Here is a 21,802-nt window from a genome sequence, read left to right as displayed (position 1 = left end):
ATATTTTATAAGATTTCTGAATAAAAAGGATTCTCATACAATATCCTTATTCAAAAATTGTTATCAAAAACTTTTTATGAATAACCCATACATTTAACAAATACGAATAATTTTCTTTTTTCTTTCATAATAAATTATTCCAAGAAAACTTATAATACCTATACCACTTATAATAACTCCCTGTTTTAAATAAGGAGTAGAATAGACTAATTGAATCGTATGTTTACCTTTTTCTAATGGTAATCCCATGTACATTATATTTGCTCGATATAATTCAACTTCTTTGCCATTAACATATGCTTTCCAGCCATCACTATAAGGTATAGAAAAACAAAGAAATTTATTTTCCTCTGTATGAATAGTACCTGAAACGGTATTTACGCCCATCTCTACATTTTCTAAACAATTTTCTTTTAATTCTTTGACTTGATAATCAAACTGTTTCATTGGTAAAGTTTCTACACTCATATCTTTACAAATATAACTTCCTATAGTCTTAAACTCAATAGTTATCTCATTCCTATTCTCTCTTGAATATCCTAAATTCATTAAAAAATTTTCCGTTCCATTATAATATGTATGATATTTATTCTTCAGTATAATCGTATCCTTGATATTATGTGACGAAATACTTATTTTAGCTTGATTTACATATTTTTCTTTTTCGTTCTTATAAGGCAAAAATGATAAATCATGGAATAATAAATAAAGTTCACTTTCTACAACAGGATTAAAACGTATTGTTAATTTAGCATTCTTTTTTATAACATCAAAACCTTGCGTTGTTTTTCTAATACCATCACTATGTACAATTTGATAAGGAACTTGTTGATTAGCTAAAGACACTTGAGCATTATTTAACTGAAATGACTGAATATCATCATCAATATAGACACCTTGCATAAGCATCTGCTGTTTTTCTATAGCTGAAGCATTATTAAAATCTTTTTGTGAAATTTGTTGATTATATGTATAGCCTAATGGTAAATATAAATCACTTTGAAAAACAGAAAATTTCTCTGAATCATAAACTTTCTTATCAAAACCATAAGGTCTATACTGTTCTTGATTTTTTTCTGCAGCAAAATATTTTACAGATGCTAATGCATCTAAATAAGCACGATAGTTCACTCCTGTATATATTGAACTCAACGCATTTATATTTTGCATTTCCATAAAATAATCTGTAATATATCCACTTCCTAAACTATAAAAAAAGGATATAGATTTTTGTCTTTGCTGTAACGAAGTATTTGTTAAATAATATTTACCAAAATTCGTTTCATCATACCTATAAAAAGTAGAGTCATTAAGTTTCTTAATAACCTGAGCTCTTGTCTTTGTGAGATTTGAAAATCCCTTCTTCGCATCAACAAATTCCTTTATATAATTTAAATGTTGTGGTGAATATTTATAATAAGCATTAACAGAAACATTTGATATTAATAAAGCAATAATACAGATCAAAGATATACGATTTAAAGATAAACCTATTTTCTGATTAAACCATAATCTATTTCTAATAAGTAGTATAATGTATGTCATAATCAAAATAATAGCAGATATTATAAAATTAAAATTTCTTGTTTCCGAAAATAAACCGGCTATAAAAATATAGATGAAAACAAAAAGTCCTGTTAATATACATTCCTTCTTTTCCATTGTAAAAAGACGTTGAAACATAGAACAAGTAATCAAAGCAATCACAAATGAATATGCAAATTCCCATCTATTACTCACATAAGAAAAACCATTAAACACATATCCAGCATATGGTAAACATATAAATAACGTTGATATAATAAACCCTATTTTTAAAGAATAATTTCCTTTTCTTATAAAAAGTATAAATACACATAATAAACTTAAAGAATTATAACCAAATATCGTCCAATATTCAGCAAAATTGTATGAATTAAAATTTAAAAAACATGATAAATAGTAAGATAAACTATAAAAGCTATCAAAAGCTATTTTATACTCACTTCTTGCTGTTTGAAAGAAAAAATATATTACAGGCAACAAAATGAATGCTGACATACATAAAGCAATAACTCCATTCGTTACAAATTTAAAAAAATATTTTATACCAAGCTTAACTTTAAAATGATAAATAAATAAGAAACGTATCACAGCATATATAAACACCACTAAACATAACATATACAAAAAATAAAAATTACTAATTGCTGATATTGTCAATACAATTATAAACAATTTTGGAGATCGATTATGTAATATTCTTTCAGTTCCCAATAACAATAAAGGTAAATAAATCATTGGATTAATAAAATAAGGATGTCTTACACTTGCAAAAATTACATATCCACAAAAAATGTATGTTAATGCACCCACTAAAGTTGACTTACTATCTTTTTTTAATTGAAAACAATAATACGAAAAAGATAATCCTGATAGATATAAGCGTAAAACAACTAAAAAAGCATATAAATATTCAGTGTATTTTGAACTAACAAATACTGATAAAAGATTCAACGGATCACCCATTACATAATAATGTAAAGACGTCAAAATATCAGAACCATAGCCAATACTAAAGTCATATAAAGGAATATCAAACTGATGATTAACAAATAAATTGTATAAAATTGATCGAAGATACCTTCCAAAATACATTAAAGCATTATAGTGCTGAACTAATCCATCTTTTGTTGAGCCTTTCCAAATAAATGATTTCTCATTAAAAATAAATGATGCATAAAACAGAAAAATAGTTATAAAAAACAAAAGAGTAAACATTATAAAATATGCTTTGAATGGACGTTTTTCTTTATATTCATTCCATTTTAATAAATAATTACTCATCTTTAAAACTTTCCTTTTCTAATATATTTTTCACAATATAAACAGGCCTATGCTTACTTTCGGTATATGTTTTCGCTAAATATTGTCCTAACACGCCTATAAAAAACAATTGCAATCCTGAGAACAATAAAATAATAGTTGCTAAAGTTGGAAAACCAGCTACTGGATCACCAAAACACAGTGTCTTTATAACAATTATAGCTATAAAAATAAATGACACAAAGCATAGAATAATTCCAATGATAGAAGATATAACTAGTGGTGTCGTTGAAAAAGCTACAATACCATCTATAGCGTATCTAAATAGTTTCCAAAAAGACCATTTTGATTCTCCACTCGCTCTTTCTTCTACTGTATAAGGCATATAATATGTATTAAAACCAACCCACGAAAAAATTCCTTTAGAAAATCGACACTGTTCTGGTAATGAAAGAATTGCATCTACCATACACCTTTTTAAGGTTCTAAAATCACTCGCAGATCTAACAATTTCAATTTCTGTCATACGATTAATAAGTTTGTAAAAACAATCTTTAAAAAAAGTTAATATTTTTCCTTCTTTACGCACATTTTGATATGCGGCCACACAATCATAATCGGGATTATTTTCTAAAATTTTTAGCATGTCAATAATATATTTTGGATTTTGTTGTAAATCAGCATCTATGATACTAACAAAATCTCCTTTAGATTCTTTAAGTCCTGCTAACAATGCTGCTTCTTTACCAAAATTACGAGAAAAATCAACAATTCTCACATGTTCATTATCTTTCAAAAATAAACTTTTAAGCTTATTAAAGGTTTGATCTCTACTTCCATCGTTAATAAATAAAATTTCTAAATCAATGTTTTTTAGTTCTTTCATTACAGCATTATAAAATGGTACTACATTATTTTCTTCATTATAACATGGTACTATAACTGATAATTTCATGTACATCCTCCTCGCTATTTAAAGACTAAATATTTGCTTATGAGATAATTTGAAATAAGTACAATAATTTGTGTTTCTAATTTTCCTAGAAGTTCATCTTGTCCTATAATATTGACAAGTAAAAAAACTCCTCCAACTTCTATAATCATCGTTAATAACCTTGCTCCAATAAACTTTGAAGCTTCATTCAATAATTCTTTAAAATTACTACATTTTGCTTGAAATACAAATATTTTATTTGTAATATAGGCAAACAAAATAGCAATCATTACAGAAATAAAATTACTTATCGTTACATCAATATATAAAACCTTGCACATAAATGCAAACATCATTACATTAACTAATGTAGTGCATCCTCCAACAATAACATATCTTATAATTTCTGTTTTTTTACTCATACTTATTTTTTCTATTTTCTCTATCATGATTAGTTATTCTCCCATCTTGATGCTTTTATCCATTCTTCAAACGGAATCATTTGTTCCCAATATTTTTGAATAGCTTTTTTTGTGAAGTAAATTTATCAATCATCATATTTTTCATTTTTAATTTTTCACCACTATAGGTCGATTTCAACCCATCGGGCATCTTTGGATTTCCATAAAATTTACCATCATTACTATAAAACTTCCCAAAATAATAAAGTTTATCATAAATTTTTAAATTTATAGCTAATTTTTTTACTAGTTGATTTGTCATTTTATGGTGTATATGTCCATATTCTCCTTTAGGATTATGAGTAACAACTTGATCCCATTGCTTATATTTTAAAAGAGTTTCAATATCTTTACTCATTCCTTTTTGAACATAATTCCAATCATCTTTGACTTTTTTACTTTTTAAATCAGGATAATTAAGAATAATGAAATGAGTATGACTTATTGATAGAGCATTTGTTAATTCCTTAACTCTTTGATTGTTATATCCATTTGTTAATACAACAACAAACCATCCTCCATCTAAAAGATGTCCTCCACCCCATAACGTTTCATCATCAGGATGAGCTACAATCATAAGTTTATGAGATTCGTTAATGCCAGCCTGAGATAAATCAGAAAGATTAATCAGCCCATTGTCACATTTTACAATCAATTGGCATCTATATGTTTTGTTACCTACTCTCCATTTAATAACAGTATAACCTGGCCTTTTTGCATATAATAAACCTTCTGGTGACACACTTGCTATATCATTATTTTCTGACTCATAAATTATATCTTTATTTTTTTCTATATGACTATAAGATAGCTGATAACCTTTATGAGTTTCTATTTTTAATTCGTCATTATGACGACAATATAATGTTTCATCAACTTTAGGCTTTTCAATTGATTTTAGCTTAACTTCTTTACTAACAGATGTCTTATTAACAGAAATTTTTATTGTGGCTTCTCCAATTCCTTTAACTTCAATATTTCCCTGATTATTTACCTCAAAAATATCAGAATTAGAGGAAACTATATGTATATCCTTTTGAGTTGCTCCTTCAGGTAAAATATTAAATTTTAAAGAAAATTTCATACCTGGATATAAATCATATTGCGGTACATCTTTTAATTGAATATCTTGTATTTTAATAAAAGGAAAAATATGAACATAACAATCCACTTTTTGATTTGTCCCTTCTACCTGAACACTTATATGTGTCGTACCAGCTTTTAATGCCTTATAATTTCCTTGATTATCTATTTGAAGTATTTCGTTATCATCAACCGTATATTTTAAATTATCTATAAATTGATTATCTGATAATTCTACATCCAACTTTCCAACATCTTGCTCATACAAATCTAAATTTGTGGATTTCAATTCTATCTTAAGATGATTCAAAGAAAAAAACGATTAACACTTTTAAATAGAACAAAAATACAACATATGACACTCAAAACAATAAAGAAGGTAATCAATATATTTTTTATCTTTAATTTTGAAAAATTCTTTATCATAATAACTCTCCTTAAAACACTTCCAAAGTAAGTATACACAGAAGATTTGTAAAATTTGTGTACAAATTAAAAATTCTAATATTCTTTGAGAATAAAAAAAGATACGCTCTTTTTAAGAAAAATGTTGCTAAAATGACTATTCTGCAAAGATACCATAACGATATTCATAATATACTTCTTTAAAAGATATGGGCATTAGTATTGCCAAGACAAATTCATTCTTAAATGCTGATGTCTTTTGTACTTATGAGAAATCAATAACTTTTTTCACTAATAATAATGATTAGAGAAACAACGTTTTAATATTAAAAAAACGGCGTTAAAATTAATTTGTTATATTTTCAACAATAAATTTATTAAAAAGAGCGAAAAGATAAGAATAGTTCATTTATTCTTATCCATCGCATTTAGATTTATTTATAAACATTCTTTAAATACAATATCAATGACTTTCTTCGCACAGTCACCTGTTTGCCATGCACTAAATCTTTGATTAAAAGTTTCTAAATGAGAATAATCATAGACTTGATTTTTAATATCTAATAATAAATTTGATTCATCTTCATAAATCTTACCAGGCAATTCAGTATATATATCTAAATAAAAACCTCTCAATTCACCTTTATACTGTTCTAAATCATACATATAAAAATAAATTGGTCTATTTAAAACTGCATAATCAAAGAATACACTAGAGTAATCAGTAATTAAAATATCACTTAAAACATATAATTCATTAATTTCTGCTTCAGCTTTCATAGAATATAAAAAACCTGTTAAAGAATCATCATTCTCATATTTATTAATAATCAAATAATGTGGTTTAAAAACAACAATATAGTCATCTCCAAGTATTTCTTTCCATTTATGGAAATCTGCTTCTAATTCAAAAGTATAGCCAGAAGCCACGTATGAGTTATCACGCCATGTTGGAGCGTATAAAACAATTTTTTTATCTAATGGTAAATTGTATTTTAATTTTAGATTTCTAATATCATCTTCAGTTGCGTTCGTAATAAAATCATTTCTTGGATAACCTGTTTCAATTAAACGTTTGCGATTAATTCTAAATGACGTTTGAAAGACTTCTGTACAAAAAGCATTAGGAGAAATCATATAATTGTATCTTTCAACATCTATATCATATGATCTTGTCATTTGTTCAAATGACACACCTGATCTATAAAATGTAGCATCTTCCGGTGCAATTATATCGTGTGCTAATCTTTTTAAAGGTGTCCCATGCCAAGTTTGTAAATAAACTTGATTTTCTTTTTTACATATATATGTAGGCATTTTACAATTAATAATCCAATACTTTGCTTTAGACATATAATAAAAGTAAGGTAAACTAAAATATTCTTTAATTTCTGCCCCATCAATCTGTATATCTTTCTTTTTATGATTTTTAATAAACCAAATAAATCTATAATCCTTAAATCTTTCATCCTTTTTCATTTGTTCATAAATAGCTCTTGGATTATCAGAATATCCTCTACCATGAAAAGATATAAATATAACTAATTTATCATCAATAGAAATAAATCTATAAGTCAATTTATATAATATTCTAATAATCTTTCCTGCTAATTTTTTTATTTTCCTTAAAATAAACATTATCTCACCTCATTTATGATGTACTTTTAAATCATTTATATACTTATAGTACTTTTTAAACTAATTTCTTTTTTCCTAAAACGAATGAAAAATATCGGTTAACAATCTCACATACAATAACCATTCCAATACACACAGTAAACAAAGCAATAAACATCTTTATAGTATCATAACATATTAAAGGAATATTTTGTATAATTAGTATCTCTACAATTTTATCAGCTATAGGGATAAATATAGGACTATGAAAAGCATAAAATAAAAGGCTATTCTTACCAACATATTGAATCGGTTTAAAATTTTGAATAAATTTAGAAAAAATAATAATCATATAAATACCACTAATAGCAGAGCTCAAAAATAAAATTGGGTTACCTAAATCCTGATAAAACAAATCGACTCGTGATACATAATTCAAATTCACCATACCTGCCATATAATTTATACAAGTACAAATTATCAAACAAGGTATATTAAAAAAATTTTTGATTATATCATAATATTGCCTAGAGAAAAACCTAACCCAACAAAAAAAGAAGCCATAGGAATTGTATCACTTACTAAAATCCAACCTGGTTCATAGATACTAGATATATATATCCCTAACAAAAACAACATAGCTAAAAACATTAATATTATTTTTTTGTTTTTTAGCCTACTCAATAAATATATTATTATTTGCGCAAAAAATAAACTTATAATAAACCATAAAGTTAAATAATATGGTGTACTTTTAGCACATATAAAAATCCCTAAAATTTTTTGAAAAGAATGGTAATCTAAATTGAGTACAGATTGATAGATACATTCTACAAAAATCCATGTAATTATTGATAACCATAAATAAGGTAGCAAAATCCTTTTTATCTTGAGTTTTAAAAAATCTAGTAATTTAGGAAAATTACAATTCAGTACAAAACCTGATAAAAAAAGAATAACGGAATATGAAATGTATATAACCATGCCTTGATTCCTGGTGGTGTATAAGAAAGATGTCCTATAATCACTAACAACGTTGCTATCCCTTTTGCGATATCAATATATTTTATTCTTTGATGACTCATAATTCCTCCATAATTGGTTAAAAATATATCTTAAAATATGGAAAAACAGAAGTACTATAAATGTACTTCTATTTTTCAAAAACTTTTTTAAATATCTGTTCAGAAGCAGTCCCTTTTTCATATTCATTGAATGTTTTTCTAAACTTCTGTAAAGCATTATCATATTTCTTTGAAACATTCTCAATATCCAAGATAGCTTGTTTTAATTCTTCATAATTTTCTATCAATGGACCAGGAGCTTCTTTTTCAAAATCAAAGTTAAATCCTCTCAAATAATCACGATACTCTTTTAAATCATATGTATAAAATAATATTGGTCTATTTAATATAGTATAATCAAACATAACCGATGAATAATCAGTAATTACTATATCAGATACTAAATATAATTCCTCAACACTTTCATATGTAGAAAAATTATAAACAAAATCATTTAAGATAGTTTCATCAAATCCTTTATAGGCAAAAGGATGTATTCTTAATATAAGAATATACTTATCACCTAAAGCTTTTTTCATATCTTCAATATTCATATGCATATCAAAAAAATTTCGTTTTCGCCATGTTGGTGCATACATTAAAACTTTTTTATCTAGAGGTATTCCCATTTTTTCTTTAATCTTATTAATATCATTTAAGTTATTCTTTTCAAATAAAATATCATTTCTTGGGTACCCCGTACGTAAAAATTCTTTATTATACGCATAACAACTTGATGTAATTTGTGAAGCTCTATGACTTTGAACTACTAAATAATCCCATCTAGCACGTCTACGTAAAAATCTCTCTCTATCTTGAGGATCATCTAACTCACCTGGAACATCCAACCCAAGTGTTTTTAAAGGTGTTCCATGCATAGTTTGAATCTCTATTTGACCTTTTCTTTTTACATATTCATCATGGAAGTTAACATTATTTACAAAATACTTTCCAACTGATAAATAATAATAATACTGTAATGATTTTCTACGAACTCTTTTTGCATTTCCATGAATAGGAATATAGTTATCATTTAAGAACCAAATACACCTATATTTAGGATAGTGCTTATTTATATACTCATATAAATATTTTGGATTACAATGATACTTGGCACCCCACCATCCTTCAAATATAATTGTTTTTTTATTAAGTGGCAATAGTCTTAATAAAGGATAGATGTATTTCTTCAATATTCTTCTCTTTTTTCTCGTATTTTCATATGCTTTCCATTCATGGTCCACTTTTAAATTTATTTCATTATTACTAAAAGAGAAATATAATATTCTATCAAATATCTTATATTTATATACATTATCTTTCAATAATACTTTCAACGGATAAACATTCTTAAATTTATTGTGAAGAGTAAAAGTATATTCACCATTAGCCAATTGTGATATAAAAGCAGAATCATCTAATTGTATTAAAAATTTTGCCTTAAATTTATCATATTCTTTAGGTTCGATATATATATCATAATTATATTTTTTATTAGACAGAACTAAACTTGGTATTTCATCAAATAAGTAATTAGAATATTGAAGATCAAAAATTATCTTATTGTTCTGAAATTGAATGTCGTCAACTAAAATTTGTGAGACGTACTTTTTAATTTGTAAATTTCCATTCAAGCCATTTTCAATAAAATATATATTATTTTCATCTTTGAATTGTTGTGATTGACATTTTATAGATATAAACTTTGAATCTGCTAAAACATCGTACGTTCCACAATCCAAATCTTTAAGAGGTATCATACTATTACACTCTATATTCAAATAATTATGATATAAATTTAGAGACTGAATATTTTCAAAAACAACATTTCCTTTTTCAATATTATATTTATCAACGTATAATATATTCTCTTCTTTTTGTATCTGTAAATTCCCATTATTCATCAAATGAGTTTTTATTATGCTACAATCCAATCCATAATGTTGTATTAAATTCATACTCTCTGAATCGGACTTGCCTAAAAGAAATGTTTGATTGATAATCCCATTAGTATAATTTATTTGAATAAAGCAACTTTCTTTCAATAAATCAATAACTTTTTCATTATTTAAATCTATCATAATTTCATATGCACAATGAGAGTAATCATATTTAACAACTCTTATTGGTTTCCTGCAAAAACGGTATCCTCTTTTATTTGTCAAATCTTTAGATGACTTTCTAATGATATTTAAAGGTATTTTTTGATTCCTTTTTTTATTATATAAATATGCTTTAGCTTCGAAATCATCCTGTTTTTTTAATCTTGATATATAAAAAACACATTGGATTTTAAGGGTATTTTGAGAAAATTCAATCTTTCTAACAGCTTCAACAGGTGGATAAAATTCTAATTCCTTTGTCATATTTTTCAAATCATCAGGAATATCTTTCATTGGAAAATTTCCAATATATGAGTTTTGTTTTTTGTGAATTGATAATGATTTAAATGTAGTCTTTTGATATTCCAATAAATCTAATAATCTATCTATCTTATTTTTATTAATGTAATAGTATTTCATTTTATCAATACTTCTTAACATTTGAAAAGCATCAGGATTTATAGAGTCTAAGTACCTTTGAATTTCTTTAGTAGCAATTTTTCTATATTCATCACTTGCATCTGGAAACTGGTTTACATATAATTTCAAATCGACATCAAGCCATTTATAATCTTTCATTAATAAAGCAGTTCTATCTGTTACATTTTTATCATAAAAGCTATTAACCATATCCATGATTTTAATACGATCAGTAAAATTTTTCACTTCTGTTCTATTCTGAGTAATAGATTTACTAACTCCATCTCTTGTTCTCCATAAATAACATATATCTGTTATAATACCTACTGAATTAGCCTTAAAATGCGCAGGTATAGTTACCGGAATATCTTCGTAAAGAATTTTTTCAGGAAACTGAAAATTATTTTTTTATAGAAACTTGTTTTAAAAAGTTTATTCCAAGAAGTGGTATCATACACCAATTCAGGCTTCTCAAGTATGTGTGTATGTTCATAAGCATCATCAAAAACCTTTTTATGAAGTCCTGAATCCCAAACTTTTGTCGAATTAAATCTTTTAACATTTCCTATAATCATATCATTTCCTGTTTTGATTGCTAAATTGTACATTTTTTCATAAGCATATTCAGGAACAACATCATCTGAATCTAAAAAAATTAAATATTCTCCCTTAACATAAGGAATAGCATAATTTCTTGCATTTCCCAAACCGCCATTTTCTTTATAAAAATAATGGAAATTAGAATATTTTTCTTCAAATCTTTTAGCTATAAAAGCAGAATGATCTGTAGAACCATCATCTATCATTAATACTTCTATGCCTTCTAATGTTTGTTTTACCAATGACATTAAACATTCTTCTAAATATTCCTCTACATTATAAATTGGAACTATAACAGAAACTTTTATATTACTCATTTTCATGACCTCCAAATATAGATTATTTCAAATCACTTCAACTTCAACTCATGTTTAATCTGCGTTGTAGAAATATCAGGTGTTCTTGGTAAATAAACAACTTCACAATAATCGTTAAGATAATCAAACTTTCCTGTCCAATCATCCCCCATGACAAATACATCAATATCATGATTTTTTATATCATCTATTTTTTGATCCCAAGAATTTTCAGGAATGACTTCATCAACATATTTAATGGCTTCTACAATTTGCATTCTTTCTGTATCAGGAATCGCACATTTTTTCCCTTTAATAGCATTAAAAGCATCACTTGATACAGCCACAACAAGATAATCTCCTAATGCTTTTGCACGTTTTAAAATATTAAGATGACCAACATGAAATAAATCAAATGTTCCATATGTAATAACTTTCTTCATTTTAGATATACCTCTTTTCTATCCAAATATTCTATCAAAAAAACCTTTTCTTTTTGTATGAGGAATGATTCTTTTATTAAATTTCTCATCACGTTCTTTTTTCTTATCAGCATTACTTAATGAATTATAATAATCAACATATTCTGCATAATGATCACATACTTCATCAATATCTCCATATTCTTTTAACATTCCACCCTCAATCCACATCGCTGTATCACAAAAATCTCTCACTTGTGGCAAAGAGTGTGAAATAAAAACAATTGTTTTTCCCTGTGCTTTTAATTCTTTCATTTTATTAATACATTTTTGTGCAAAACCTTTATCACCTACTGATAAAGCTTCATCAACAATTAAAATATCAGGATCTAGACATAAATTAATAGAAAATCCCAATCTTGATTTCATACCACTAGAATATTTTTTAACTGGTTGGTATAAGAAATCTCCAATTTCTGCAAACTCAATAACTCCTGCTGTAATTTCTTGTATTCTCTTTTTACTTAAACCTAATAAAGCACCTTTTAATTCAATGTTTTCTAAACCCGTTAACTGTTGATTTAAACCAGTATTAATCGCTATTAATGCCTGTTCTCCATTAACAATCATTTCTCCTTCATCAACTTCGCTAATACCTGCCAAAATGACTGACATTGTTGATTTTCCAGATCCATTCGTTCCTAAAATTCCTACGACTTCACCTTTAGGAATTTTAAAATTAATATCTTTTAAGGCATAAAATCTTTTATCGTTTGAATTCTTTTTATTTTTTGATTTTAAACTGTATATTTTAGAAACATGTTTAAATTCTATTGCATATTCTTTTTCCATGATTTACCTCTCTTAAATCAAATCAATAAACTTATGTTTAAATTTATACATCATATAACTTCCAAAAACAAACAATATCAATGTAATGACCCAAAAAGCAATCATTGAATGAGAATAAAATAAAATTCCTTTATGATAAAAGAAACAATCTCTATATCCTTGTACAACATAATAAATAGGATTGGCTTTCATAACTAATCCAACAATTTTTGGCATATGTGTTAATTGTTTAATATCCCATAAAATGGGTGTTAAATATAATAATAAACGCATACACGCTAAAACGAGTTTTCTTGTATCTCTTGCTAACATATTTAAAACTGATGTTGTCATTGATAATGAAATTGAAAAAATAATAGCACATAGTGCATAATAGATTAAACCTATCCAATGCCATGTTGGATAAATGCCACCAAATAAAAAGATAATAAGTAAAATAACCATCAAACAAAAATGATTAAATAATTCTTTTAATACAACAGTAGCAGGTAAAATACTTACTGGAAATTTCATTTTTGTAATGACATTGACTTTTGAAAAAACAGCATTACAACCATTCGTAATACATGGTGAAATAAAAAACCAGACAACCATTCCACCCATCATCCAAAAAATATAAGGAACTGTAACTCCATAGGAAGTTACTGCTTTTTTTCAAAAACAATACCAAATGCAAACCAATATGTTAAGACTTGAATTAATGGATGTGCAAAATTCCAAAACAGTCCTAATTTAGAATCTCTCATATCACCAAGAAGTTCATATTTAGAGATAGAATAAATTCTAAATAAGTTATGAAAATTCTCTTGTAACACATATTTTATACTCTTAAACATAGCTATCCTCCTCAAAGATGATATAACTCTTTACTGTTATACACGAAAAAAAGAAAAATGCAACTTCATTAAGCATTTTCCCCTTATATTTATGCCCAATATAGCATCTTTATTTACTTATTCATCCAAGACTCATCATGAGGATCTTTTTTCCAAGCTTTTAATTTTTCTAAATCAGCTGCTTCAATATATTCATGATCAACAGCCACTTGAATTAAAGTATCATAATTTGTTAATGTATGAAAACTACATTCTTTAGTACCAAAGTTTTTCAATGCATCTTCTAATCCATATGTAAAGATAGCAACCATACCTAAAACTTCACATCCTGCTTCTCTTAAAGCATCAACACATTCTAAAGATGAACCACCTGTTGAAATCAAATCTTCCACAACAACAACTTTCATTCCTGGTTTGACTAATCCTTCAATACGATTATTTCTACCATGAGATTTAGCTCCACCACGAACATAACCCATTGGTAAATCCAAAATATCAGCTGCTAAAGCAGCATGAGCAATTCCAGCTGTGGCAGTCCCCATTAAACATTCACATGTTGGATAGTTTTCTTTAACTAACTGTGCTAATCCTTGTTCAATATCTTTTCTCACTTCAGGGTATGATAATGTTAAACGATTATCACAATAAATAGGTGATTTAATACCTGATGCCCAAGTAAATGGTTCATTTGGTCTTAAAAAGACTGCTTTAATACTTAATAAATCTTTTGCGATTGTTTTTTCCATGTTCTTACTCTCCTTGAAATTGTTTATAGACTTCTTTATATGTTGCAACTGGATCATCAGCATTTGTGATTGTTCTTCCGACAACAATATAACTTGATGTTAATTCTTTAGCCATAGCTGGTGTTGTCACACGTTTTTGATCATTGACACTATCACTTGCTAAACGAATTCCTGGTGTCACTGTTAAAAAGTCCATTCCTAAATTTTCATGAATAATTTTTGATTCTAATGGTGAACAGACAACACCATCTAAACCAGCTTCTTTAGCATTTTGTGCCCATTTTAAAACAACGTTTTCTAATGGTTCATGAATTAATAACTCATCATCTAAAACTTTTTGATCTAATGATGTTAAACATGTCACAGCAATACATAAAGGACGTTTTCCACCTTGTGCACCTTCATTTAATCCTTCAATAGCTGCTTTCATCATAGCAATACTTCCAGATGCATGAACATTAACCATATCAACATCTAATTTTGCTAATTGTTTCATAGCACTTTTTACAGTATTAGGAATATCATGTAATTTCAAATCAAGAAATATTTTGTGTCCCTTTTCTTTAATCATTTTAATCATTTCTATTCCTTCACCATAAAATAATTCCATTCCTATTTTGACATACAATTTTTCATTTTCAAACTTATCTAGGAAATCTTTTACATCCTGTTTTGTTTGAAAATCTAAAGCAATACAAATTCTACTTTCGCTCATAACCTTCCTCCAAGACATATTTTTATATATTATAGCACAAATTATTAAAAATCTATAAACAAATTCACATTTGTTTACAATTCAGCTCATTTCATAAAATTTTGCTGATATTTTTTATAAATTTCCTCATAATCTTGATATTCAGGATTGTGACGATCATCTTCCAACGTATAATACTCTTTTAAATACTCTCCGATATATTTTGTCATCTTTTGAGCACCATAATAATTCAAATGATTCCCACCATCACGTGAGTCAGTCAACCAGCTAAAACCAGTATTATACTGTGAAACATTAAAATCCAAATAAGAAATCTGATATTCTTGCGCTATATCTTTAACGGTATTATATTTTGCCCAGTTCCAAGAAGATTGAGATGGAAATTGCACAAATAGAACTTGACAATCATTTTGTTTAGCTAGTGATATAATTTGTGGTAAATATTCTTTGGTAAGTGAGGGTAACTTTTCTCGTTTATTCGTTTTTTTCATATAATCAAAGCCACCACGATATTTTTTAATTTCACGATTGTCATAAAATCCTAGATAATTAATACGATGCGTAGAATTTTCTTCTTTGATGAATTTTTCAGTTTTTATTTTATCCCATTGTTTACTTCCTCGATATAATGGATAACAACAACTTAATGCTGTATATTCATAACCATCATATTCAAGAGCCTCTCTTTCTTCAAAAACTGGTCAACTTCTATCAGCAAGCATTTTGGTTTTTGAACCATCAAAGCATACTTTAACATATAATAAGATAATTTCATATTTTGCATGGGAGCAGAAATATTAAAAGCTGTGATACCATAATCATGCCACAATTGCATGGGATTGAGTCCACTATATAAGTCACTATTACCAATGGAAAGCAATGAAAGCTTTCGTCTTTGATCTTGTATAATTGGTTTTTGTTCAGATTGATTATTTTCTTGAATTGGTGATTCTTCAATTTTAAAAGCTACTTTATTTTTTGGACGATTAAAATAAAATAAACCACCTATACATAAAGCCACAATCATTGTATGCGTAAAAATTTTATGTTTTTTTATTTTCATATATATACCTGCACTTTCACTATTTTTCTATCAAACATTTTGCCATAATCATGTGTAAAACCTATGAAAAAAGTCATTTTCGGTATAAAACCATAAGTTTTTTTGCAATTATTGGAATTAATGTTATAATAAACAAAGAAATATTCGAAAGTGGGGTCTATCAATGTCACGTTCAATTGTTAAACAGGCATCCATACTTGCTGTGGCAGGCATATTAGTCAGAATTATTGGTGCTTTATATAAAAGTCCATTAACAGCTTTAATTACAGCTGAAGGGATTGGATATTATTCAATGGCATATAATATTTATGCTTTGATTTTACTTTTGTCTTCATATAGTATTCCAACAGCGATTTCAAAACTGATTGCTGAAAAACTAGCCATTCATCAATATAATAATGTTCAAAAAATTCTAAAATGTTCATTTATCTATATTTGTATTATAGGTGGAAGTGCTTCTCTTATTGCTTATATTCTAGCACCATACTTGGTAACTGGACATGCTGTATTACCTTTAAGAATCCTTTGTCCAACCATCTTTTTATCAGGCTTGTTAGGTGTATTTAGAGGTTATTTCCAGGCTCATCAGACAACTTTTTATACTTCTGTATCACAAATCGTTGAACAAATCTTCAATGCTATTGTTGCAATTGGATGTGCTTATTTGTTTGTTCGTCCTTTAATGGAAACTGGTGGTAGTGAAATGGCTGCCGCTGGTGCTGCTGGTGGTGCTGTTGGACCAGGTGTTGGTGTTCTAGTTGGTTTGATTTTTATGGCGATTATGTATTTAAAGAATCACAATCATTTAATTATTAAAGACACACCGGATGATTATGAAGATTCTTATCAAGATATCTTTAAAATGATTATGCATATCGTTACCCCAATTATCTTTGCTACATGTGTTTATAATTTGATTACTGTTGTTGATCAATATATTTATTCTTTCATTATTGGAACTGATCCTCATGCTGCTGCGATGTATGGCGTTTATTCAGGACAATATATTGTTTTACAAAATGTACCAGTAGCTTTAGCCTCAGCAATGTCCACAGCTTCTATTCCAGCCATTTCTTCATCATGGTCATTAAAAAATTATCGTGAAACAAGAGAACATATTCGTTCAGGTATTCGTGTGACAATGATGCTTTTAATTCCTGCATCTGTTGGAATGAGTGTCTTAGCCCATCCTATCATTGGTATTCTTTTCCCACAAGAAGAAACTGTTGCTGTTTCAACAATGATGTTAGCTTTAGGAACACCTGGTATTGTGTTCTTTGGTTTATCAACTTTAACAAACGGTATTTTACAAGCCTTAGGTAAAGTCAATGCGCCTTTAAAAAATGCTGCAATTGCTTTGATTTATCATATTGTGATTGCTATTGTTTTATTGAAGTTTACACCATTAGGATTGTATTCTTTAATGATTGCTAACTGTTTCTATGGTTTACAAGTTTGTTATTTAAATCAAAAAATGTTACGCAAAATGACTAAGTATAGACAAGAAATCAAGAAAACTTATCTCATTCCTATTATTTCTTCTCTATTAATGGGAATTGTTGTGGCTATTGTTTATTACGGCATCTTTGCTTTAACAAGAAAAGTTTTCATTCCGTTAGTTCTCGCTGTTATTGTGGGAGTCATTATATACTTTGTGATTATCTTCTATTTCTATTCAGATCATCCTGAGGAACTCTCTTCTATTCCATATGCCAGCAGGATTATTTACAAGTTTAAAAAACGTTAATAAAAGCTATTGGTGATATACTTCAATATATTATCAATAGCTTTTATAATCACGAAAAAAGTATTATTTTTAATATAAAACGTATAAAATTGTGAATTTTTCACAAAAATATTGATATAGATTTTATCAATGGTATAATAATTATAGGAGATGATGACAATGCTTATACAATTCATGTTAAAAAATATTTTATCTTTTAAAGAGGAAACAGTCTTTGATATGACAGCAATTCATGCTTATAAAGAATATCCTTGCAATTTAATTCAAACAAAAAATCATGAAAATCTAGTAAAAGTCGCTTCTATTTATGGGGCTAATGCTAGTGGTAAATCCAACTTATACTATGCTATGAAGTATTTTCAAAATATCGTTAAGGAATCATTCAATAATACAAACGATAATGATCATACTGTCTTAGAAAAATATTATAATCCCTTTTCTTTTGAAGAAAAAATGGAAAATTCTGAATTTGAAATCATTTTATTATTAAATAATGACGAATATAAATATGGATTTGAATACAATTCTCATCATATTGTTATGGAATGGTTATATCGTAAAAATTTAACAACAAATAGAACAATAACACTTTTAGAAAGATCAACCAAAAATATTGACTTTGGTGCTTCCATTAGAAAAGAATGTGATTTATATAAAGATCAAATTCCCCAAGACACTCTTGTCCTGTCATTTTTTAATAGATTAAATCTAACAAACAATCAATTTAAAATTGTATATTCTGGTATCATGGATATTTTGATTGTTCCTAGCGACTTTTGTGAAGATACACAATTATTAGAAAAACTTCTCCCTAAAATAATCGATTCAAATAAAGATGAATTAATTGAATATTTGACTGCAATTGATACAGGTATTAAAGATATTGACTATATTGATACTCAAAACAATATTATCTTTATCACATCCCATCAAGGAAAAGACCAAAAAAATATCCATTAAATCTATACAATGAATCACAAGGAACAATAAAAAGTATTCTTTTATTTATTTATGCAAAAATTACATTCACTTCTCACAAAACGCTATTCATTGATGAACTCAATGTCAAATTACATCCATTAATGTTAAAATTCTTTATTGACTTATTTTATAATGAAGAATCTCAAGCTCAACTTATTTATACAACACATGATACAACATTAATGGATAAAAGATTTTTTAGACGTGATCAAATTTGGTTTGTACAAAAAGATGAATATGGCTATTCACAATTATCATCATTAGCTGATTTCAAAGTGAGATCAGATGCATCATTTGAAAAGGATTATCTCGCTGGTGTATATGGAGGCATTCCAACTTTTGAAGAATTTGATATGGAAGTTGGTGAATAAATATGGGTTCTGACGATTTATTTAAAAAAGAAGACAAGAACGAAAGAAAAGAAAACATGATTATAAACAACCTAAAATCAATTCTTTGTTAATTGTCACTGAAGGTGAATGCACTGAACCACTATATTTCAAAGGACTGAAAAAGCAAATCGAAAAGAAAATAGGTGGACATGTAGATATTGTAGAAGCACCTCTTATTAATATTTGTGGGAGTGGGAGTTCAACAGAAAAACTTATAGATATTGCTGATCAAATCATCAAAAATGCTAAACTCATTTATCAAAACATATGGCTTGTCTTTGATAAAGATGATTTTCATGATTTTGATCAAGCAATTTATAAAGGTAAAAACAAAGGCTATAACATAGCATGGAGCAATCAGTCATTTGAATATTGGCTATATCTTCATTTTCAATATAGTGATTCTGCACTTCATAGAGATATTTGGACCAATAAGTTAGATGAAATTTTTAAAGAATATCATTTGGGTAATTGCACTTATAGAAAAAATGAAGAAAACATATATGATCTTGTCAATACTTTTGACGGTGTCAACAATGCTATCAAAAATGCCAAAAGACGAATGGCTTCATTTCGTGAAGGTATTGACAAACCATCTGAATATGATCCAGGTACAAAAGTCCATGAACTTGTCCAAGAATTAAAAAATATTTAGATGAGTCATAGAAAACAATTTCTATTATATCAAACAGGCTTATTGCCTGTTTGATTTTTTATCATTATCATCATTGCAATAAATTGATTCTTCTCTATAAAACTTTATTAACGAACTCACGACTAACTTGCGACTAACTTGCGACTTTATAATATGATAACTTAGTATTGCCTAAAAATAGAACTGTAATTTTATCATCAAACTTTTACATATCTTTGATTTTTACTATTTGGTTTATCTGGAATTGTCATATAAACAAGATTTCGTTCAATTGCCGGTTGCAAGTAATTTCTCCTAAACCCTTCTCTTGATTTCAATCCCAGCTTTTCCATTAATGCTTTACTCGTATATGGAACATCATATTCCATTACAGAAAGCAACATTTTAATTGATTCAGGCAAATATTCATTTTCATCATGAAACTGAATAGCAATATCATCTAAAATTTTATCAATTTGTGACAACATAAATTCAATAAAAATCGTTGATTCTCTTGCCTCATGGCACTTTGCAATGGCATCATAGTAGTCTTCCTGAAATTTTTCAATCTGACTTTCAATAGGAATATATTCAAATATGGGTTTCCACGGAGAAAGAATAGCCGTATGCCACAATCTTGCCATTCGTCCATTACCATCTTCTCCTTTACGAAAATCACCCGAATCTTCTACAACATATTTTGTCATAATCTCATGAAACATTTTTAAATGCTCAATGTTGTAAGGATCAATTTCTAAAATGCGTTCATAAGCTTTATAAGCATTTTTAACTTCTTGTATTTCTTTTTGTTCACCTAATACAATTTTGCCCTTAATAACATCTCTCACTTGATTAAAAGAAAGCGAATTTGCTTCAATTTTCAAAGATGAACGAATCGATCTTATGCGATTATTTTTTCTCAAATGTGGTTTCAATTTCAAATGATTGATAGCTGTTATACGTCCAATTTTTTCGCTAATAGATGATACATATAAAAGTATCTCATTTGACAACGTAAAAGATGGTTTATATTCACTCATAGAATCGCCTCCATCTTGCGTATTTTCTTCCTCAATTATACATATAAAATTCAACTTTTACATATATGAATAAAATAATGATTTATATAAAAAAGAAGAAACCTGATACATTCACCAGAATATCTTCTCATGATTTTGATTATTTTATTTTGGCTATTCACCAACAGCACACATAATTTCACCTGTTACAGTGACTTCATCTTCAACTTTTGCTTGAACAGATGCAAAGTAAATACCACCTTTTTCCTTAGTTAAAGTGACAGTCATTGTTAAGACATCACCAGGAATCACTTGTCTTTTAAAACGTGCTTTATTAATTCCTGCAAAGAATCCAATTTTACCTTTGTTTTCTTCTTTAGAAAGCAACAATACACATCCTGTTTGAGCCAATGCTTCAATAATTAAAACACCAGGCATCACGTGTTTTTCAGGGAAATGCCCTAAAAACTGCATTTCGTTTGCTGTGACACATTTTTTCCCAACAATTGTTTTTCCATCTTCACTAATGCTTTCAATACAATCAACAAGTAAAAATGGATAACGATGGGGAATAATTTTTTGAATATCATTAGAATTATATAACATCT

At 27.4% G+C, this 21,802-nt stretch carries 22 protein-coding genes and 1 pseudogene; 4 read left to right on the top strand and 19 right to left on the bottom strand.

Annotation, left to right across the window (positions count from 1 at the left end; genetic code table 11):
• Window positions 1-93 precede the first annotated feature (93 nt).
• The 17 genes and pseudogenes from NMU03_RS11840 to NMU03_RS11760 all read right to left on the bottom strand — a co-directional run bounded on the left by NMU03_RS11840 (window position 94) and on the right by NMU03_RS11760 (window position 16,421).
• The gene (locus tag NMU03_RS11840; RefSeq protein WP_290138594.1) at window positions 94-2,826 is read right to left on the bottom strand and encodes a YfhO family protein; all 2,733 of its coding nucleotides are present in this window, start codon (window positions 2,824-2,826) and stop codon (window positions 94-96) included.
• A complete protein-coding gene (locus NMU03_RS11835) occupies window positions 2,819-3,760 on the bottom strand; it encodes a glycosyltransferase family 2 protein (protein ID WP_290138592.1) in 942 nt (313 codons plus the stop codon). The genes NMU03_RS11840 and NMU03_RS11835 overlap by 8 nt, the downstream gene beginning before the upstream one ends.
• Before the next feature lie 14 nt (window positions 3,761-3,774).
• Window positions 3,775-4,161, bottom strand: coding sequence for a GtrA family protein (locus NMU03_RS11830; protein WP_290138591.1), 387 nt, complete (start codon window positions 4,159-4,161; stop codon window positions 3,775-3,777).
• 76 nt (window positions 4,162-4,237) lie between these two features.
• Window positions 4,238-5,572: a PIG-L family deacetylase gene (locus NMU03_RS11825; protein WP_290138589.1), complete on the bottom strand. Its 1,335-nt coding sequence runs from the start codon at window positions 5,570-5,572 to the stop codon at window positions 4,238-4,240.
• Between the two features lie 554 nt (window positions 5,573-6,126).
• Entirely contained in the window at window positions 6,127-7,326 is a 1,200-nt protein-coding gene (locus NMU03_RS11820; RefSeq protein ID WP_290138587.1) for a CDP-glycerol glycerophosphotransferase family protein, read from the bottom strand.
• A gap of 55 nt (window positions 7,327-7,381) precedes the next feature.
• Window positions 7,382-7,753, bottom strand: a complete 372-nt coding sequence (locus NMU03_RS11815; protein WP_290138586.1) for a hypothetical protein — start codon at window positions 7,751-7,753, stop codon at window positions 7,382-7,384.
• A 62-nt stretch (window positions 7,754-7,815) separates the two neighbouring features.
• Complete coding sequence (locus tag NMU03_RS17700; RefSeq protein WP_353956617.1) at window positions 7,816-8,289, bottom strand: acyltransferase family protein; 474 nt, start codon at window positions 8,287-8,289, stop codon at window positions 7,816-7,818.
• A complete protein-coding gene (locus NMU03_RS11810) occupies window positions 8,235-8,390 on the bottom strand; it encodes a hypothetical protein (protein ID WP_290138584.1) in 156 nt (51 codons plus the stop codon). Before NMU03_RS11810 ends, NMU03_RS17700 begins: the two co-directional genes overlap by 55 nt.
• A 68-nt stretch (window positions 8,391-8,458) precedes the next feature.
• Entirely contained in the window at window positions 8,459-11,137 is a 2,679-nt protein-coding gene (locus NMU03_RS11805) for a CDP-glycerol glycerophosphotransferase family protein (protein ID WP_290138582.1), read from the bottom strand.
• Window positions 11,138-11,247: 110 nt separating this feature from the next.
• Window positions 11,248-11,808 (bottom strand): glycosyltransferase family 2 protein, encoded by a 561-nt coding sequence (locus NMU03_RS11800; RefSeq protein WP_290138580.1) that lies wholly within the window; start codon window positions 11,806-11,808, stop codon window positions 11,248-11,250.
• 32 nt (window positions 11,809-11,840) lie between these two features.
• Window positions 11,841-12,230, bottom strand: coding sequence for a glycerol-3-phosphate cytidylyltransferase (gene tagD / locus NMU03_RS11795; protein WP_290138578.1), 390 nt, complete (start codon window positions 12,228-12,230; stop codon window positions 11,841-11,843).
• Between the two features lie 18 nt (window positions 12,231-12,248).
• On the bottom strand, window positions 12,249-13,061 hold the full coding sequence (locus NMU03_RS11790; RefSeq protein ID WP_290138576.1) for an ABC transporter ATP-binding protein: 813 nt from the start codon (window positions 13,059-13,061) through the stop codon (window positions 12,249-12,251).
• Between the two features lie 12 nt (window positions 13,062-13,073).
• A pseudogene (locus NMU03_RS11785) lies at window positions 13,074-13,897 on the bottom strand (ABC transporter permease).
• A 113-nt stretch (window positions 13,898-14,010) separates the two neighbouring features.
• Complete coding sequence (gene pyrE / locus NMU03_RS11775; RefSeq protein ID WP_290138573.1) at window positions 14,011-14,643, bottom strand: orotate phosphoribosyltransferase; 633 nt, start codon at window positions 14,641-14,643, stop codon at window positions 14,011-14,013.
• Between the two features lie 4 nt (window positions 14,644-14,647).
• Window positions 14,648-15,358 (bottom strand): orotidine-5'-phosphate decarboxylase, encoded by a 711-nt coding sequence (pyrF, locus tag NMU03_RS11770; RefSeq protein ID WP_290138572.1) that lies wholly within the window; start codon window positions 15,356-15,358, stop codon window positions 14,648-14,650.
• Between the two features lie 86 nt (window positions 15,359-15,444).
• Window positions 15,445-15,849, bottom strand: a complete 405-nt coding sequence (locus tag NMU03_RS11765) for an SGNH/GDSL hydrolase family protein (RefSeq protein ID WP_290138571.1) — start codon at window positions 15,847-15,849, stop codon at window positions 15,445-15,447.
• A gap of 152 nt (window positions 15,850-16,001) precedes the next feature.
• Window positions 16,002-16,421 (bottom strand): hypothetical protein, encoded by a 420-nt coding sequence (locus tag NMU03_RS11760; RefSeq protein ID WP_290138570.1) that lies wholly within the window; start codon window positions 16,419-16,421, stop codon window positions 16,002-16,004.
• A gap of 163 nt (window positions 16,422-16,584) precedes the next feature.
• On the opposite strand from NMU03_RS11760, the gene NMU03_RS11755 reads away from it, so the two are divergent.
• The 4 genes from NMU03_RS11755 (at window position 16,585) to NMU03_RS11740 (ending at window position 20,196) form a co-directional block, all read left to right on the top strand.
• Entirely contained in the window at window positions 16,585-18,168 is a 1,584-nt protein-coding gene (locus NMU03_RS11755) for a putative polysaccharide biosynthesis protein (RefSeq protein ID WP_290138569.1), read from the top strand.
• Window positions 18,169-18,327: 159 nt separating this feature from the next.
• Window positions 18,328-19,128 (top strand): AAA family ATPase, encoded by an 801-nt coding sequence (locus tag NMU03_RS11750; RefSeq protein WP_290138568.1) that lies wholly within the window; start codon window positions 18,328-18,330, stop codon window positions 19,126-19,128.
• The gene (locus NMU03_RS11745) at window positions 19,092-19,520 is read left to right on the top strand and encodes an AAA family ATPase (protein WP_290142334.1); all 429 of its coding nucleotides are present in this window, start codon (window positions 19,092-19,094) and stop codon (window positions 19,518-19,520) included. The genes NMU03_RS11750 and NMU03_RS11745 overlap by 37 nt, the downstream gene beginning before the upstream one ends.
• A gap of 85 nt (window positions 19,521-19,605) precedes the next feature.
• Window positions 19,606-20,196 (top strand): RloB family protein, encoded by a 591-nt coding sequence (locus NMU03_RS11740; RefSeq protein ID WP_290138567.1) that lies wholly within the window; start codon window positions 19,606-19,608, stop codon window positions 20,194-20,196.
• Between the two features lie 197 nt (window positions 20,197-20,393).
• Here NMU03_RS11740 and NMU03_RS11735 read toward each other — a convergent pair whose 3' ends face one another.
• Together NMU03_RS11735 and fabZ are read right to left on the bottom strand one after the other, a co-directional pair.
• Window positions 20,394-21,215 (bottom strand): Fic family protein, encoded by an 822-nt coding sequence (locus NMU03_RS11735; protein WP_290138566.1) that lies wholly within the window; start codon window positions 21,213-21,215, stop codon window positions 20,394-20,396.
• Window positions 21,216-21,368: 153 nt separating this feature from the next.
• Window positions 21,369-21,800 (bottom strand): 3-hydroxyacyl-ACP dehydratase FabZ, encoded by a 432-nt coding sequence (gene fabZ / locus NMU03_RS11730; RefSeq protein ID WP_290138565.1) that lies wholly within the window; start codon window positions 21,798-21,800, stop codon window positions 21,369-21,371.
• Window positions 21,801-21,802: the final 2 nt, after the last annotated feature.

It is taken from the genome of Allocoprobacillus halotolerans (genome assembly GCF_024399475.1).
In the GTDB taxonomy this organism is placed as follows: Bacteria; Bacillota_I; Bacilli_A; order Erysipelotrichales; family Coprobacillaceae; genus Allocoprobacillus; species Allocoprobacillus halotolerans.
This window is presented reverse-complemented; position numbering and strand designations above follow the sequence as displayed.